The 16,162-nt window shown below is 46.0% G+C and carries 19 protein-coding genes; 15 read left to right on the top strand and 4 right to left on the bottom strand.

Features of this window, described 5'->3' with window-relative positions:
- Window positions 1-59 precede the first annotated feature (59 nt).
- The 11 genes from yhbH (at window position 60) to AR442_RS14830 (ending at window position 9,000) form a co-directional block, all read left to right on the top strand.
- Window positions 60-1,238 (top strand): sporulation protein YhbH, encoded by a 1,179-nt coding sequence (gene yhbH, locus AR442_RS14880; RefSeq protein WP_014417268.1) that lies wholly within the window; start codon window positions 60-62, stop codon window positions 1,236-1,238.
- 186 nt (window positions 1,239-1,424) lie between these two features.
- A complete protein-coding gene (locus tag AR442_RS14875; RefSeq protein WP_003155389.1) occupies window positions 1,425-1,889 on the top strand; it encodes a MarR family transcriptional regulator in 465 nt (154 codons plus the stop codon).
- A gap of 36 nt (window positions 1,890-1,925) precedes the next feature.
- A complete protein-coding gene (locus AR442_RS14870; RefSeq protein WP_007610259.1) occupies window positions 1,926-2,591 on the top strand; it encodes an HlyD family secretion protein in 666 nt (221 codons plus the stop codon).
- A gap of 40 nt (window positions 2,592-2,631) precedes the next feature.
- Entirely contained in the window at window positions 2,632-4,227 is a 1,596-nt protein-coding gene (locus AR442_RS14865; protein ID WP_003155387.1) for an MFS transporter, read from the top strand.
- Between the two features lie 24 nt (window positions 4,228-4,251).
- Window positions 4,252-4,785, top strand: a complete 534-nt coding sequence (locus AR442_RS14860; protein WP_003155386.1) for an NAD(P)H-dependent oxidoreductase — start codon at window positions 4,252-4,254, stop codon at window positions 4,783-4,785.
- A gap of 12 nt (window positions 4,786-4,797) precedes the next feature.
- Window positions 4,798-5,169, top strand: a complete 372-nt coding sequence (locus tag AR442_RS14855) for a hypothetical protein (protein ID WP_014417269.1) — start codon at window positions 4,798-4,800, stop codon at window positions 5,167-5,169.
- A 119-nt stretch (window positions 5,170-5,288) separates the two neighbouring features.
- Window positions 5,289-6,056 (top strand): hypothetical protein, encoded by a 768-nt coding sequence (locus AR442_RS14850; protein WP_053285080.1) that lies wholly within the window; start codon window positions 5,289-5,291, stop codon window positions 6,054-6,056.
- 2 nt (window positions 6,057-6,058) lie between these two features.
- Window positions 6,059-6,436: a GntR family transcriptional regulator gene (locus AR442_RS14845; RefSeq protein WP_014417271.1), complete on the top strand. Its 378-nt coding sequence runs from the start codon at window positions 6,059-6,061 to the stop codon at window positions 6,434-6,436.
- Window positions 6,426-7,142 (top strand): ATP-binding cassette domain-containing protein, encoded by a 717-nt coding sequence (locus AR442_RS14840; protein ID WP_014720910.1) that lies wholly within the window; start codon window positions 6,426-6,428, stop codon window positions 7,140-7,142. Before AR442_RS14845 ends, AR442_RS14840 begins: the two co-directional genes overlap by 11 nt.
- A complete protein-coding gene (locus AR442_RS14835; RefSeq protein ID WP_012117151.1) occupies window positions 7,143-8,060 on the top strand; it encodes an ABC transporter ATP-binding protein in 918 nt (305 codons plus the stop codon). It begins immediately after the preceding gene.
- Complete coding sequence (locus AR442_RS14830; RefSeq protein WP_014417273.1) at window positions 8,053-9,000, top strand: ABC transporter permease; 948 nt, start codon at window positions 8,053-8,055, stop codon at window positions 8,998-9,000. Before AR442_RS14835 ends, AR442_RS14830 begins: the two co-directional genes overlap by 8 nt.
- A gap of 90 nt (window positions 9,001-9,090) precedes the next feature.
- Here the strand turns inward: AR442_RS14830 and cspB are convergent, their stop codons facing one another.
- Complete coding sequence (gene cspB / locus AR442_RS14825; RefSeq protein WP_003155376.1) at window positions 9,091-9,291, bottom strand: cold shock-like protein CspB; 201 nt, start codon at window positions 9,289-9,291, stop codon at window positions 9,091-9,093.
- Window positions 9,292-9,673: 382 nt separating this feature from the next.
- Between cspB and AR442_RS14820 the strand changes: the two genes are divergently transcribed.
- Window positions 9,674-10,504 carry a MetQ/NlpA family ABC transporter substrate-binding protein gene (locus tag AR442_RS14820; RefSeq protein WP_053285079.1) on the top strand — a complete coding sequence of 277 codons (831 nt, stop codon included), beginning with the start codon at window positions 9,674-9,676 and terminating at the stop codon, window positions 10,502-10,504.
- A 16-nt stretch (window positions 10,505-10,520) separates the two neighbouring features.
- On the opposite strand, the gene AR442_RS14815 is transcribed toward AR442_RS14820, so the two are convergent.
- Window positions 10,521-11,600, bottom strand: coding sequence for a GGDEF domain-containing protein (locus AR442_RS14815; protein ID WP_053285078.1), 1,080 nt, complete (start codon window positions 11,598-11,600; stop codon window positions 10,521-10,523).
- A 151-nt stretch (window positions 11,601-11,751) separates the two neighbouring features.
- Here AR442_RS14815 and AR442_RS14810 point away from each other — a divergent pair, with 151 nt between their 5' ends.
- Window positions 11,752-13,143 carry an L-cystine transporter gene (locus tag AR442_RS14810; RefSeq protein WP_029973225.1) on the top strand — a complete coding sequence of 464 codons (1,392 nt, stop codon included), beginning with the start codon at window positions 11,752-11,754 and terminating at the stop codon, window positions 13,141-13,143.
- A gap of 64 nt (window positions 13,144-13,207) precedes the next feature.
- Here the strand turns inward: AR442_RS14810 and AR442_RS14805 are convergent, their stop codons facing one another.
- Entirely contained in the window at window positions 13,208-13,780 is a 573-nt protein-coding gene (locus tag AR442_RS14805; protein ID WP_029973224.1) for a hypothetical protein, read from the bottom strand.
- A 144-nt stretch (window positions 13,781-13,924) separates the two neighbouring features.
- Between AR442_RS14805 and AR442_RS14800 the strand changes: the two genes are divergently transcribed.
- On the top strand, window positions 13,925-14,464 hold the full coding sequence (locus AR442_RS14800) for a YhcN/YlaJ family sporulation lipoprotein (protein ID WP_003155362.1): 540 nt from the start codon (window positions 13,925-13,927) through the stop codon (window positions 14,462-14,464).
- Window positions 14,465-14,584: 120 nt separating this feature from the next.
- Window positions 14,585-15,487, top strand: coding sequence for a hypothetical protein (locus AR442_RS14795; RefSeq protein WP_053285099.1), 903 nt, complete (start codon window positions 14,585-14,587; stop codon window positions 15,485-15,487).
- Here AR442_RS14795 and AR442_RS14790 read toward each other — a convergent pair whose 3' ends face one another.
- On the bottom strand, window positions 15,488-16,153 hold the full coding sequence (locus AR442_RS14790; protein WP_007610275.1) for a spore coat protein: 666 nt from the start codon (window positions 16,151-16,153) through the stop codon (window positions 15,488-15,490). It lies immediately after the preceding gene.
- Window positions 16,154-16,162 lie beyond the last annotated feature (9 nt).

The raw sequence follows: 16,162 nt of genomic DNA, 5'->3' as shown, positions 1-16,162 counted from the left end.
AACAGGACCAAGCCGGAATACACATGTAAAACGACCATAACGGTTAAGGAGGGGAATTCATGTCCCGTAATGACAGCGGAAATTTTTTGATTTCAGAGGAAGACTGGTCCCTCCATCGCAAAGGCTTTGACGACCAGCAGCGCCACCAAAAGAAAGTACAGGAAGCGATAAAAAACAACCTTCCGGACCTTGTCACTGAGGAAAGCATTATTATGTCCAACGGAAAAGATGTTGTGAAAATCCCGATTCGTTCGCTTGATGAATATAAAATCCGTTATAACTATGATAAAAATAAACATGTCGGCCAAGGCGACGGCGACAGCGAAGTCGGCGATGTCGTCGCAAGAGACGGCGCAGATAAAAAGCAGGGTGCCGGAAAAGGCCAGGGAGCCGGCGATCAGGCAGGCGAGGATTATTATGAAGCGGAAGTTTCATTGATGGATCTGGAAGAAGCGCTGTTTCAGGAATTAGAACTGCCGAATCTGCAGCAAAAGGAAAGGGACAATATCGTCCATACCGATATCGAGTTCAATGATATCCGGAAAACCGGGCTGACAGGGAATATCGATAAGAAAAGGACGATGCTGTCGGCCTATAAACGAAACGCCATGACAGGCAAGCCGTCGTTTTACCCTATTTATCCGGAAGATCTGAAATACAAAACATGGAATGATGTGACGAAGCCGGAATCGAAAGCTGTCGTTTTAGCCATGATGGATACAAGCGGTTCGATGGGCGTATGGGAAAAGTATATGGCGAGGAGCTTCTTTTTTTGGATGACACGATTTTTACGGACAAAGTATGAAACGGTTGATATCGAATTTATCGCCCACCATACGGAAGCGAAGGTTGTGTCGGAAGAAGATTTTTTCTCGAAAGGCGAGAGCGGGGGCACCATCTGTTCCTCCGTTTACCGGAAGTCTCTTGAATTAATTGATGAAAAATATGACCCCGCCCGCTACAACATCTATCCGTTTCATTTTTCAGACGGAGATAACCTGACTTCGGATAACGCCCGGTGCGTAAAGCTCGTCAATGACATCATGAAAAAATCGAATCTGTTCTGTTACGGTGAGGTCAATCAATATAACAGGCATTCCACCCTCATGTCCGCCTATAAAAATGTCAAAGATGATAAATTTAAATACTACATCCTGAAACAGAAATCAGACGTATTTCAAGCGCTGAAAAGCTTTTTTAAAAATGAGGAAGCCGGTATAAGCAAAGCATCGTATTAAATATAAAGCCGAGTGAAGAATCGTGCGGCCGCGGTTCTTCACCCGGCTTTTTTAAATTAAAAATAAAGAGAAAAAACGGCATAAAAAAAATCCTTAAAAAATGAAACTTTTCTCTTTACAAACCTTCTTTCATTTATTAATATTTTATCTTGTGAACTATTATTAAGGGAATGAGGTGAAAATACGGTGATTGAATCAGAGCTCGCTTTGCTCAGTTTTGAACAACTGTTTGATACTTCCAGATCGATTTACAAAAAGCAGAAAATGATTCTGGAGACAGTTCTTGAACCTTTTGATATTACAGTACTGCAGTATCTGCTGATGTTCAAAATACATAAGAGCAAAAGCACGCAGCTTTCAAGGCTGGCTTTGTCGCTTGATCTGAAACCGGCGTCTGTCACGAGAATGACCGATATTCTGTATAAGCGCCGCCTAATGGTTCGGAGCGACTATCACGACGACCGGCGTGTTGTTATGATTCAGTTAACCGAAGAGGGGGAAGAACTTCTAAAGAAAGCTGCTGTTCAATATGCCGAAAAAGCGGCGGTCTTATACCGGCAGCTCAATACCGCTGAACTGCAGTACCTGCGCAAGCTTGCGGAAAGTTTAACGAAGCTTGCAAACGGCTGTGCAGTGAAAAACGGAAAATAAAAAAATCCCCACATATTTTTATCATCATTCCACAAAATGATAGAGGAAGAAACGAAAGGAGAAAACAAAATGAACAGAGGACGTTTAATTCTGACCAACATTATCGGTTTGATTGTTGTTCTTGCAATTATAGGCGGAGGTGCTTACTACTATTATCAAAGCACACACTATGTAAAAACCGATGAAGCAAAAGTTGCCGGCGACATGGCTGCTATCACAGCTCCTGCTGCGGGTAAAGTAACTGACTGGAACCTTGATGAGGGGAAAGAAGTAAGCAAAAACGACGTTGTTGCAAAAATCAAAGGACAGCAAAATGCTGACGTAAAAGCCATCATGGATGGAACAATCGTGAAAAACGAAGTGAAAAACGGCCAAATGGTGCAAGCCGGTACGACAATTGCCCAAGAAATTGACATGAAACACCTTTACATCACTGCAAACATTAAAGAAACAGACATCAGAGACATTGAAGTAGGAAACAAAGTAGACGTAATTGTTGACGGAGACCCTAATACAACATTTGACGGAACAGTAGAAGAAATCGGTTATGCGACAAATTCAACATTTGATATGCTGCCTTCTTCAAACTCAAGCGGCAACTACACAAAAGTAACGCAAAAAGTTCCTGTTAAAATTTCACTCAGCAACCCATCTGACAAGGTGCTTCCTGGTATGAACGCATCTGTAAAAATCTCTGAATAATACAGATCAGTCATCAAACCATGAAGGGAGGTTGTCTTAGGTGGCTAAATCAGATAATCAAGTAAAAAGTCCTAAAACATTGCTTATTGTGCTTATGGCCGGGTTATTCCTGGCGATCTTGAACCAAACGCTTCTTAACGTGGCGATGCCGCACTTAATGACCGAGTTCGGTGTGAGTGCGACGACGATTCAGTGGCTTACGACCGGATACATGCTGGTCAACGGTGTTTTGATTCCGTTATCTGCGTTCTTAATTACCCGGTTCGGACAGAGAAGCCTCTTTCTCGTAGCCATGTTCTGTTTTACAGCGGGAACGTTAGTCTGCGGAATCGCGCCTAACTTCTCAACCATGCTGATCGGCCGGTTAATTCAGGCGGTCGGCGGCGGTATCCTGCAGCCGCTGGTCATGACAACCATTCTGCTTATCTTCCCGCCTGAAAGCAGGGGGAAAGGAATGGGGATTTTCGGTCTTGCGATGATGTTTGCTCCGGCGGTCGGACCGACTCTTTCCGGCTGGATCATCGAGCATTACACATGGCGCATTATGTTCTACGGCCTTGTTCCGATCGGGGCAATCGTTATTATCATAGCGTTTTTCCTCTTTAAGAACTTGGTGGAACCGCAAAAAATCAAACTCGACAGCTTGGGTGCGATTCTATCCATTGTCGGATTTGCCTCATTGCTTTACGGAGTCAGTGAAGCGGGCAGCGACGGCTGGGGAGATCCGATCGTGCTGTCTACCGTCATCGTCGGTGTCATCGCGATTGCCGCGTTTGTCATTCAGCAATTGCGCTCTGAAAAACCGATGCTCGACTTCCGGGTATTTAAATATGATATTTTCTCACTTTCCAGTGTGATTAACATCATTATTACCGTTGCGCTTTACACAGGAATGTTCCTGCTTCCGATTTACCTGCAGAACTTAGTCGGCTTTACGGCGCTGCAATCGGGTCTCTTGCTATTGCCGGGCGCGATTGTCATGCTGATCATGTCGCCGATTTCCGGTATTCTGTTTGACAAAATCGGTCCGAGACCGCTTGCGATTATCGGGCTGGTCATCACGGTCGCAACGACATTCCAGTACACAAAATTGACAATTGACACACCTTACACGCACATTATGCTTGTCTATGCCATCCGCGCATTCGGTATGTCACTGTTAATGATGCCTGTTATGACAGCCGGAATGAACCAGCTTCCGGCACGGTTGAACAGCCACGGCACGGCGATGAGCAACACGCTCCGCCAGATCAGCGGTTCAATCGGAACAAGTTTGATCACAACGATTTATACGAACCGTACGACAATGCACTATTCGCAGATTGCGGATAAAACGAGCACGGCTGATCCAAGCTTCATGCAGTCGTTCCAAAGCGCGGTTTCGAATTTAATGGTCAACATGAACATGTCGCTTGATGCGGCGAAACAAACCGTTTATTCATATCTCTACAAAACAGCTTCACTTAATTCCAACGTTATGGGGATTAATGACGCGTTTATGTGGGCGACGATCTTTGCGGTTATCGGCGTAGTCCTGAGCCTGTTCTTGCGTGACGTACGGAAAGACAAACAGCGGGCGAAGAAAAAAGAGGAGCTGTCATTGCTTCCGGCCCCTAAAGAAGTGAAGGAATCTTAATCATCTGAATGGGAGGTTTCCTGAATGAAAATTTACGTAGTGTACGATAGTGAAGGCGAACACACAAAACACCTTGCTGAAGCCATTGCCGAAGGAGCACGAGAAAACGCTGAGGCTGAAGTCCTGATAGACCATGTCGATCAAGCAGACATCCGCAAGCTGAAAGACATGGATGCCATTATCTGGGGATGTCCGGGACACTTTGGCACCATCAGTTCAGGCTTAAAAGCGTGGATCGACAGACTCGGCTATCTGTGGGCTGAAGGCGAGCTGATTGATAAAGTCGGCGCCGTATTCTGTACGACGGCGACAACACATGGCGGATTAGAAATGACAATGCACAATCTGATCACTCCTATGTTTCACCAAGGCATGATTGTTGTCGGACTTCCCGGCAACGTTCCTGAAAACGCGCTGTACGGCTCTTACTACGGCGCAGGCGTCACATGCCCGGTTGACAGCGATGTGCTGATGACGGAAGAAGGCCTTCAATTAGGCCGTGCGCTTGGCAGACGTGTCAGCCAAGTCACAGGTAATCTAACTGCCGGACGACAGTAAGGAGAGGGTTATATGGCCATTATTATAGCGGTTATTGCTGCTGTCATTGTGATTGCACTTCTTATCACATTCAATGTCCGCAGCACTTCTGCAGGACAGGATGTCAAAGAAGAAAAGAGAGAAGCGATCGGCACTACAGCCGAACAGCCGGAAAAGCATGATCCGGCCGAGGAGCGCTCAGCCGAGCATGCTCCCGTCGTTGTGAAATCTGAATCTCCCCGTGAGAAAAAGAATACAATGGGCGATGATGTGTACCGTCAGGCGCTTCAGAAGTTTAAGACTTCTGAGACGGATCGGGAAACAAACGATCCTGATAGCGGCGGCAAAATGCAGGATAGCAGCTATCGTGATGCGCTGCTCTCCTTAAAAAACAAAAAGAAGTAATTGAAAAGGCAAATCTGCGTAAGAGCGGATTTGTCTTTTTTTTATTGAAGATATTGTAATACGTGATGATCTAGTGTACTATGTTACTCATACACTTGATCCGAATGGAGAGAGCAAGAATGACATCGTTTTTAGGTTTGCTGAAAAAAGATGCGAAGGTTTCATGGATTTGGCTCGCGGTGTGGCTTTGCGGCATGATTTGCTGGGCGCTTGCAGCCCACGTCATCGCTGCCCGTCAGAAAGAACCGCTCGTCATTTTCGGCTTTTTTGCGGCAATGGGGTTTTTTCAATTTCTTGTAGCGCCGCTTTTTATGTACTATCACCTTCATAAAGAAGGAAAAAACCAGCTGTGGCTTTACAATCCGAATGGAGGATTTTATCTGCTGGCTTCCAAGCTGACGGCCTCGCTGCTGTATCAGTTGATCGGGCAGCTGGCGCTGACCGGTTACGGCATTTGGATGTACCGGATGCTTTCTGCAAAAGGAGCGCTGGAACACACCATTCCCCTGGCCGGCACATTAACCGGACTGAATGCTTACCTGCTGATCAGTTCAGCGTACTTATCTGTGATCGTGGCCGTATTTTGGACTGTTTTTCACTCATTAAAACATGTTCCCGTACTCCGTTGGGTGATCTGCATCGTGCTTGCGTTTGTCTGGACCTATATTGACGATAAAATCATTACGCCTTTCACTTCATCTCAACATGATTTATGGCCGGTAAAAGTGTATGCGAATTTTCATTTTCATTATACAAAATTGACCGGATGGACGATGGAGCTGAAAGCCGTCCACATTTCGCTTTTCAGCTTCCTGGCAGTGATCGTGCTTACGGCGCTCTGTCTTGCGCTGGCCTCTATGCTGCTGAATCGAAAGGTTGAGGTGTAATGATGGAGAATGAATTTCAGTCATCCAAGCCGATTTATCTGCAGATTGCCGATCGTGTATATTACCGGCTGATCCGAAGTGAGCTTTCACCGGGGGACAAACTGCCGTCCGTAAGGGAGATGGCCGTACAGATGAAAGTGAATCCGAACACGATACAAAGAACGTACAGTGAAATGGAAAGGCTGGGGATCGTGGAGACGAGAAGAGGACAGGGAACCTTTATAGCGGAAAGATCCGATCTGAAAGCGGAGCTGAAAGACAGGCTGACAAAAGACGTTTTCAAACGCTTTATTCAGGAAATGGCGGAGCTGGGGTTATCTCCTGAGGAAATGCTCGACGGGATCAAACGATATGCGGGGGAAGCAAACGATGAATCTTGATTTTGAACGCGTAACAAAAAAATACGGCCGCAGGCTCGCGGTCAGCGATGTATCATTTTCATTGTCTCCGGGTAAAATCTACGGAATTTTAGGGCCGAACGGAAGCGGAAAATCAACAACGCTTAAAATGCTTGCGGGGCTTGCGTTCCCGACATCGGGCGCCGTCCGGATCGGAGACTGCGCAGTAAGCAGGAACATGCTGTTTCGTACGGCTTATTTAACCGAACATGATATGTTTTCCGCTCGGACGACCGTCGGTGATATGCTCACATTTTATCATTCGCAATTCCCGGATTTTCAGCTGGAAAAAGCACATAACCTATTAACGGAAATGAATCTTTCAGCGAAGCAGAAGATAAAAGAGCTGTCCAAAGGCAGCCGGGGCAGGCTGAAAATCGTTTTGGCCCTGTCGAGAAAAGCATCCGTCATTCTGCTGGATGAGCCGTTTTCAGGTCTTGATCCGGCGGTCAGAGAGTCGATTGTCAACAGTCTCGTATCTTATATTGATTTTGGCAGCCAGATCGTCGTCATTGCCACGCATGAGATCGGCGAGATTGAGACGCTGTTAGACGAAGTGATGGTTTTCATAAAAGGGAAAATCGCTGAACGGCGCGAGGTCGAAGAAATCCGGGAACAGGAAGGAATGTCCGTGCTGCAATGGTACAGAAGCGTCATGCAGGCGCACGAAATAGAAGGGGGATTCTAATTGGAAACGGTATTAGAACTGCAACAGGTAAAGAAAACGATAAAAGGACGAACGATTATTCATGATCTGAGCTTCTCCGTCCGGGCGGGCGAAGTGTTTGGATTTTTAGGGCCGAACGGAGCGGGGAAAACCACTACGATCAGAATGATGGTCGGATTAATGAAACTGTCTCAGGGAGACATCGTAATCTGCGGGGAATCCATTACGAAAAACTATGCAAAAGCGGTCAGGCACGTCGGAGCCATCGTGGAAAACCCGGAGCTGTACAAATTCCTGAGCGGTTATAAAAATTTACAGCAGTACGCAAGGATGGTAAAAGGCGTTACGAAAGAAAAAATAGATGAGGTCATCGAGCTCGTCGGGTTGCAGGACAGAATACATGACAAAGTAAAAACCTACTCTCTCGGAATGAGACAGCGTCTCGGCCTCGCCCAAAGCCTGCTGCATAATCCTAAGGTGCTGATTCTGGATGAACCGACAAACGGCCTTGATCCCGCGGGCATCAGGGAAATCAGGGACCATCTGAAAAAGCTGACACGTGAAAAAGGAATGGCTGTCATCGTCTCTAGCCATCTGCTGTCAGAAATGGAGTTAATGTGCGACCGAATCGGCATTCTGCAAAAAGGGGAGCTTGTCGATATTCAAAAAGTAAGGGATGAAGGAAAAGAGGATAAAGATACATACTTCTTCCATATTGAACAAAGAGAAGAGGCTCTTGCCGTTCTGAGTCAGTTTGATTGTGTGAAGAAGACAAACGGTATTGAGATCAAGCTGTCAAAACAGGAAGTGCCTGATGTGATATCTCTGCTCGTCCGTGAAAACATCCGCTTATATGAAGTGAAAATCATGACAAAATCTTTGGAAGACCGTTTCTTGGAGATTACCGGCGGGACGAAAGAGGAGGTTCAATATGTTTAAGCTGATCTATAATGAATGGATAAAAATTTTCAGCCGCGTCGGCACGTGGGCTATGATTGTAATTTTAGGCGTTTCGATGATCGGTTTTGCGCTTCTGTCAAACCATTTCACCTCGAACGAAGCCAATCCGAATTGGAAACAGGAGCTCCAAGCTGAAAACAAAGAAATGAAACAGCAGATGAAGGAAACCGGAAACCAGACGCTCATTGATAACCTGAAACAGAATGTCGCGATAAATCAATACCGTATGGATCATAACATCCCCGAGGATACAGGGTACACAGTGTGGTCATACGTAGCTGATTCTTCGATGATGACTGTTTTGACCGGGCTGTTTACGATTATCATTGCCGCAGGCATCGTGGCGAATGAGTTCAACTGGGGAACCATCAAACTGCTGGCCATCCGTCCGCTCAGCCGTTTTCAGATTTTGCTATCTAAATATATGACGGTGCTGCTGTTCGGACTGCTGATGCTTGTGATTTTATTTGCCGGCTCCGCTCTGTTGGGATTGGTCTTTTTCGGTACAGGCGGAGATACTGCGGCTGATGTTCATCTCGTATACAAAGACGGCCATGTTTTTGAGCAAAATATCATCGCTTTCCTCGCTAAAACATATGTCTATGAATCTGTCTCCGCTTTTATGCTTGCGACGATGGCGTTTATGCTGTCTGCGGTATTCCGGAACAGCTCATTAGCGGTCGGATTTTCTATTTTTCTATTGGTTATGGGGAACACGGCGACGGTATTTCTTGCTGCGAAATTTGAATGGACCAAATATATTTTATTTGCGAACACAGATTTGTCGCAATATATGAACGGGACTCCTTTAGTAGAGGGGATGACGATGACATTTTCGGTTGTGATGCTTGTGATTTACTTCGTTATTTTTCTGGCGCTCGCATTCGGCGTCTTCTTAAAACGCGATATTGCCACCTGATATAAAAAAGCTGTTTTGCCTTTGCAAAACAGCTTTTCGTTTTAGATGAAAAAAACCTGCCGGCGTAAACCGGCAGGTTTTTTAAACAATTTATGCTTTTGTTACGTTAGCAGCTTGTGGTCCGCGGTTTCCTTCAACGATTTCGAAAGAAACAGATTGGCCTTCTTCTAAAGTTTTGAAGCCTTCGCCTTGAATAGCAGAGAAGTGAACGAATACATCGTCTTGACCTTCTACTTCGATGAATCCGAATCCTTTTTCAGAGTTGAACCATTTTACTTTACCTTCTAACATGAAATTTCCTCCTAAAGCGACATAACGCTTAAATTCACTATTCTTGCTCTAAAACAAACTTCCAAGACGAAAACTCTTACAAAACTTTCTTCTTAAAGATAGTTCGAACAAAAATAATTACCTTTACTCTACCAGTAATTCGAAGAAAAAACAACTGCTAAATGTAACTTTTTTCGAAATAACATGTTTTAAGAGGGGAACGCTCTGATACGGAAATCTGATTTGAGACTAGAACAGCCCATTTTCAGCTGATAAAAACCGCTTTGCAGCCTCTTAAGGAAGCAATTGACAACCCTTTTTTTAATCGGTATTGTATGTAATCATGAGCCCGAATACCATGGTGCAGCCTCTGTACATAAAAATAGATAGGGAGTAGGTCAACTTGAACCTGCGGCTTATAAACAGTCTGTTTCTTTTCATTTTGATCATGTTACTTACTTCATGCCATTATCCTGACGGGAACCGGACAATTACTATCGGAATCAATGAATCTGATCAATCGATCTGGGAGTTTGTCGCGAAAAAAGCCGGTGAGGAAGGTTTGCAGCTTTCTTTGGTAACGTTTTCGGATTATGCCGAGGCCGATTTGGCGCTTGCCGGCGGGGATCTCGACGCCAATGCGTTTCAATCCGTTTCTTATTTTCAATCTTTGCCGCCTCATGTGAAAAAGAAGCTGGCTCCTTTAGGAACGACATATGCGGTATCGCTGGGGGTGTATTCCAAGCAGCATAAACGGCTGAAGGATATACCGGACGGAGCGGTCATTGCCGTGCCTGATGAAGCGGCGGCCTTCGGCAGGGCGCTTTTTCTCATGCAGGAGGCCGGACTGATGACATTGAAAAAGGGATTCACCGGTACGGGTTCAACTGATATGATCAAGGACAACCCGAAGCATCTGACCTTAAAAACGGAAACAAAAAAGAACGCATATCAGACGGCGAAACATGCTGACGCAGCAGTTCTCAGTCAAAGCGAGGCGAAAAGAGCAGGATTTCATGCGGAGAAGGACGCGCTGATCCGATCGGCGCAAATGAAGGAAGCGTATATTCATCTGGTCGCCGTCAGAGCTGAGGATAAAGATGATGAACGGATGCAAAAACTCCTGTCTTTGTATCAATCAGATGATACCGCGGCGTTTATTGAAAAAGAATATAGGGGCAGCCTGATTCCCGTTTTCCTGACGGGCGGCTTTCTCACTGAAAAGAAAGAATGATTTCCGCTTCGGGCGATCATTCTTTTTTTTCAGTGCTGCACACTTGATTGCGCCCTGATGTTTTCGCTTTGTACAGCATCCGGTCCGCGATCAGGGGCAATGTCCGAGGATCCGATGTATTTGTCGGATAATGCGCGATGCCGAGGGAAACGGTCACGGGAATTGTATCTCCGCTCGTCAGCAGAATCGGGTTCGCGTCAATCGTGTGCCTGATTTCCTCTGCGAGGTGAAGCCCTTTCGTATACGTGCAATTGGGCATAAGCACGGCAAATTCTTCCCCGCCGATGCGGGCTGACGGATCAGAACTGCTGAGTAAGAACCTCAGGCGCGCCCCCAGTTCCTTCAGCACTTGATCCCCTTCATAATGGCCGTATTGATCATTGATCTGCTTAAATTGATCAATATCCAAATAAATAAGCGCGAGCTGAGACGAGGGGGATTGAGACGCCCGATCGTACAGAACGCGCGAGACTTCCTCGAATTTTCTCTTATTAAAAATCCCCGTCAGAAAATCATAATTCGCTTGAAACTTGTATTGCTTGAACAAAAGGCGGGCATCGGCTTCGTGTTTAATAATATACAGCGACAGCATTCCGCCCAAGACGGAAATGAGCCAATAATAAACGAGGGCCCCGGCAGGCTGTTCGGGCATAAGAAACAGCAGTGTCAGGGTGAAAATAACATTTGAAAAAAGCAGCATAACGAACGCCATTTTGTGATCCGGCTTTTTTCCTCTGAGGACGGCCGCAGAAAGTATCGCAATAACTCCGACGGCGGCGATGGAAAAAATGGCGCTGGCATTGAAATTGATCAGGATACGGCCTGCGACGATAATCGCAAAGGCGGCTGCCGTAGACACCCAGCCTCCGTAAAGAGCGGCGATGATAATGGGGATATTTCTGAGATCAATGATGGAATCGGAGTAAGAAAAACCGAAAGCAATCAGAAAAACCCCTAAAAGCCCGCAGACCGTCCCCTTCAGTAATTGAAACATCAGACGGTCTTCTTTATACGAAAGCGACTCTTTAAAAAGAAGGGTGAACAGATAATTAAATGTAATTAAAATCGTCAAATTAAGAAACAGTTCCTTCAGCATAACAATCACCCTTATATAAGTTACTAGAGAAAGGGTGGAAAGAAAAGAGAAAAGTCTATAAAAATACATATTTTGTCAATTCTTACTTGACCGATCGGAATTCATATAATATAGTGTTAAAGGATAATGAGCAAGGGAGTGTTTACCTGTTTTGGAGAATTTATTTATAGTCTTACATGTTTTTATTATGCTTTTGCTTATAGCAGGTTTGTTTGTCATGCAAAAAAAACACGTTTCCTTTTCTAAACGTGTCTTTACCGCGCTCGGACTAGGCATTGTATTCGGTTTTGCACTGCAATTGATTTACGGGCCGGCTTCACATATCGTGACACAAACGGCCGATTGGTTTAATATTGCCGGCGGCGGTTATGTCAAATTGCTTCAGATGATCGTCATGCCGCTAGTCTTTATTTCTATTCTCGGCGCATTTACGAAGCTGAAACTGACCCATAACATCGGGAAAATCAGCGGACTGATCATCGGGATTTTGATCGCTACAACAGCAATTGCTGCGGCAGTCGGAATTGTTTCGGCGCTTTCCTTTGATCTGAAAGCCGTTCATATCGACCAGGGAAGCACCGAGTTATCAAGAGGCCAGGAGCTGCAGCAAAAATCTGAGGATATGACGGCCAAAACGCTGCCTCAGCAAATCGTTGAGCTTCTGCCGGGAAATCCGTTTCTTGATTTTACGGGGGCCAGACCGACTTCCACCATCGGAGTCGTTATTTTCGCCGCTTTCCTCGGCATCGCTTTTCTGGGCGTGAAACGGAAGCAGCCGGAGCACGCTGCGACTTTCAGCGGAATTGTCGATGCGGTATACGCGATTATTATGCGCGTCGTGACATTAATTTTAAGACTGACGCCTTACGGGGTATTGGCGATTATGACAAAGACGATCGCGACAAGCGACATCGACAGCATTGCGAAACTGGGGATGTTTGTGATCGCTTCATACGCCGCGCTTATCGTCATGTTTATCATTCACTTGCTGCTGATTACGTTCAGCGGTTTAAATCCGATCACATACGTGAAAAAAGCATTTCCTGTCATGGTATTTGCGTTTACGTCCCGTTCAAGCGCAGGGGCTTTGCCGCTTAATATTAAAACACAAAAAAGCATGGGCGTCCCGGAAGGAATTGCGAACTTCGCCGGTTCATTCGGCTTATCGATCGGTCAAAACGGCTGTGCCGGCATTTACCCGGCGATGCTCGCGATGATGATTGCGCCGACAGTAGGGCAAAACCCGTTTGAACCGGGATTTATCGTCTCTGTCATCGCCATCGTGGCAATCAGTTCATTCGGTGTAGCAGGCGTGGGAGGCGGCGCGACATTTGCGGCTCTGCTCGTCCTATCCGCTTTGAACATGCCTGTCGCGCTTGCCGGGCTGCTCATTTCAATTGAGCCGTTAATTGACATGGGGCGCACCGCCTTAAATGTCAGCGGCAGTATGACCGCAGGGCTGTTAACAAGTAAAATGACGAAGGAAACCGATACCGCGGTGTACAATGATTCCTCAATCGTCATTGAAGCTGAAGAAGCTTAAAAGCAGATCGAGCGCTAAAACGAAAAATCCTTCATCGTTGAACGAATGAAGGATTTTTTCGTTTCTAATGATTTCCGGGTTCAATTTCTTCCAGCATATTCATCACGGTGCTGTCATTTAAAACATTTACCGCGCTTTCTTCGAAGTGAATCGGCTCGGTATAGTGAGGCTTCGGCGAAGTTTCTTTACTGCGGTCTGCCTGTCCGTCTGTATGGGATGAGCCGGAGTGATTGCGGGAAGTCTGCTCATGCTGCTGTCCGCCGGAATCCCCGCCGAAAGCCTGTTTGATCAGCTCGGCAGGCTGCGTGGAGCCGTTTTGTGAATGCCGGGCTTTGTCCGTGTGCTGCTGTCCGCCGGAATCCCCGCCGAACGCCTGTTTGATCAGCTCGGCAGGCTGCAATGAGCCGTTTTGTGAATGCCGGGCTTTGTCCGTGTGCTGCTGTCCGCCGGATTCCCCGCCGAACGCCTGTTGAATCAGGTCAGCAGGCTGCATGGAATGTGTGCCATCTTTATGCTGCATACTGCCTGAAACCATTCCGGAGATTTTCCGGCGGATTTCGGGTGATAAAGCTGCAATCAGAATCGATGATCCGATCAGCAGCGCTGTCGGGCTGATGCCGCTTTTTTTTCTGAACAAGTTAAATCCCTCCTCATTCAATTGATTACGCTTACCTTTCCCTTTCCTTCTGATATTTATCCAAACCGCTCAGAATGCAAACGGCGTGCATAAATCCCGCCGAATAGAAAAACCTATACGTAAAGTGAGAAAGGAGGAATTCACATGATAAAAAAGCAAGCAGTTATCTCTGCCCTTCTTCTGCCGATGCTGATTACCGCAGGGTGCAGTATGGGGAACCAGGGAGAAGGAAAACGAAATGACAACCGCACCCAGAATGTAAATTACCGCAACACGCCTAACGACGGTGCGACAAATATGAATACAGTGAACCGTCATAACCAAAACACCGATCACAATGACAATCGTAACCTGAGAGTGGCTGATAAAGCCGCCGACAAGGTGACTGATTTAAAAGAAGTTAAAAATGCGACTGTGATCGTTGCCGGAAACAGCGCATATGTTGCCGTTGTTCTGACAAACGGGCAAAAAGGCGCCATCGCCAACCATTTAAAAAATAAAATTACCGATAAGGTGAAATCAGCCGATAAACATGTCCGGACTGTATATGTATCAGCGAACCCGGACTTCGTTGAACGTATGCAAGGCTACGGAAAACGAATCCAAAACGGACATCCTGTATCCGGTCTGTTTGATGAATTCGGCCAAATGGTGCAGCGTGTATTCCCAAACCCCAATAAATAAATGAATGGAAAAGCCGCATTTGCTGCGGCTTTTTTATTTTATCTGCCGTCACGACCCAGCGCTCCTGAGCATAAAGTAAAGAATGAGATGAAAATTGAAGGATCGGGGAGGGGAGCTTGTTTGCGTGACGGCATGGGGAAACGGGCGGCATTCACTCTGATCCTGTGCGGAGTCCTTGTCATATTGGCTGTCAGTTCAGCCGTTTCAGTAAGTATGATGTACGTCCTGTCAGGCCAAAACAGCCGCTCTGTTCCGACGAAGGAACAAGTGACTGAACACATGAATAAAGAAATTTACAAACATACAGCGATTTACTATACGGCGGATGAAAAGCCGCTCTTGGATCTGACCAAGCTTACGCTGGACCACGCAAAGCGTATCAATCAAATCATTGTCGGCTACAAAGGTGCAGCGCCACTTGAACTCATTTTCTTTTCGGATGAAGCTGAAATGGAGCAATATTCAGGATTGAAAAATGTAGTCGGTTTTTATTCAGAACAGGAGCAGATGATGGGGCTTTTGCCTGAAGAGAAAAAACAGCTTTTGAAAAAAGATGAGCTGGCCGTTTTCATGTATAAACAATTAATTATACATGAATATACACACTACGCGTTTCATCAAAAAACGCGGCAATTGGGGACAGATACGTCTGTATTTCCGCTTTGGTTTCATGAGGGGCTGAGCGAGTGGGTCGCGCATTATGATGTAGTCATTGATCCGATTGCATTTTCCGTCGTGCCGTTTGATCAATTAACGACCGACCGAAAATGGCAGAAATCGCGTATGGAATATGAAACAGATGTCTATTTGCAAAGCTTCTATATGATAAAGGACTTAACCGAAACATTCGGAGAAGGCATTATCTTAACCATTATCAACAAAACCGCCGAAACACAGGATTTTGAAAAAGGCTTTGAAGCGGCTACGAAAGAAAGCCTGAAACGATTTGAACATGATTTCACAAAAGCATATAAAAAAAAGAAAACGGCATTGGAGAGTCAGGTTTCCAACGCCGTTTTTTAATCAATGGAGGTTTTGCTGCTGCTGTCCCATTTGTCCTTTAATCGGAGGCATTTGCGGCTGTCCCTGCGCCGGCGCAAATGAATTCAGCATGGTCTGCATATCTTGTGCATTGAGCTGAGGAACCTGATAATAACCGTGTTTGTTTTGGTATAAGAAGATTTCAAACGCCATTTCGACATATTGCTGAATTTGGGCGGAGAGCACTCTTCTTGTGACGGGATTGGTCATTTCAAGCGAGCTCATCGTCAAGAGAGAAGCTTGAGCTTTAATCAGGCCGAGCATATGGCCGCTGATCCCGAGATCTTTGACATCATTTAATGATTGATTCGGTTTTTTCGGCTGAGTCGGTTTTATACCGTAGACGGCCTGGTTCTGTTCCTTCATCATATATGTCGACGTTTCCTGAGAAGGCTTTTGGCCGGTCTTAAAGCATTCTGCCGTCAGATTATAGAGTCCGAGAATGAATTGATACTGGCGGTCAAGGATGTCGGCCAGCTGCTGATCCTGTATAAACTGTCTGAGCATCATAAATTGATCCAAAACGCCGACTGTTCCGGCCAGCACTTCATGCATATCGAAAAGCTCATGTCCTCCGTGATTCACTTGCGGTGAACCCGGGATCCCCTGATTTACTGGCGGCTGCTGCTGATTCTGCTGCTGTTCCACTGGTTGTTT

Source organism: Bacillus velezensis, from assembly GCF_001461825.1.
Taxonomy (GTDB): Bacteria; Bacillota; Bacilli; order Bacillales; family Bacillaceae; genus Bacillus; species Bacillus velezensis.
This window is presented reverse-complemented; position numbering and strand designations above follow the sequence as displayed.

Excerpts from the sequence above, each read along its gene's own strand:
- yhbH (WP_014417268.1), top strand. The coding sequence starts at position 60 with ATGTCCCGTAATGACAGCGGAAATTTTTTGATTTCAGAGGAAGACTGG.
- AR442_RS14870 (WP_007610259.1), top strand. The coding sequence starts at position 1,926 with ATGATAGAGGAAGAAACGAAAGGAGAAAACAAAATGAACAGAGGACGT.
- AR442_RS14860 (WP_003155386.1), top strand. The coding sequence starts at position 4,252 with ATGAAAATTTACGTAGTGTACGATAGTGAAGGCGAACACACAAAACAC.
- AR442_RS14855 (WP_014417269.1), top strand. The coding sequence starts at position 4,798 with ATGGCCATTATTATAGCGGTTATTGCTGCTGTCATTGTGATTGCACTT.
- AR442_RS14850 (WP_053285080.1), top strand. The coding sequence starts at position 5,289 with ATGACATCGTTTTTAGGTTTGCTGAAAAAAGATGCGAAGGTTTCATGG.
- AR442_RS14845 (WP_014417271.1), top strand. The coding sequence starts at position 6,059 with ATGGAGAATGAATTTCAGTCATCCAAGCCGATTTATCTGCAGATTGCC.
- AR442_RS14840 (WP_014720910.1), top strand. The coding sequence starts at position 6,426 with ATGAATCTTGATTTTGAACGCGTAACAAAAAAATACGGCCGCAGGCTC.
- AR442_RS14830 (WP_014417273.1), top strand. The coding sequence starts at position 8,053 with ATGTTTAAGCTGATCTATAATGAATGGATAAAAATTTTCAGCCGCGTC.
- cspB (WP_003155376.1), bottom strand. The coding sequence starts at position 9,291 with ATGTTAGAAGGTAAAGTAAAATGGTTCAACTCTGAAAAAGGATTCGGA.
- AR442_RS14815 (WP_053285078.1), bottom strand. The coding sequence starts at position 11,600 with ATGCTGAAGGAACTGTTTCTTAATTTGACGATTTTAATTACATTTAAT.
- AR442_RS14800 (WP_003155362.1), top strand. The coding sequence starts at position 13,925 with ATGATAAAAAAGCAAGCAGTTATCTCTGCCCTTCTTCTGCCGATGCTG.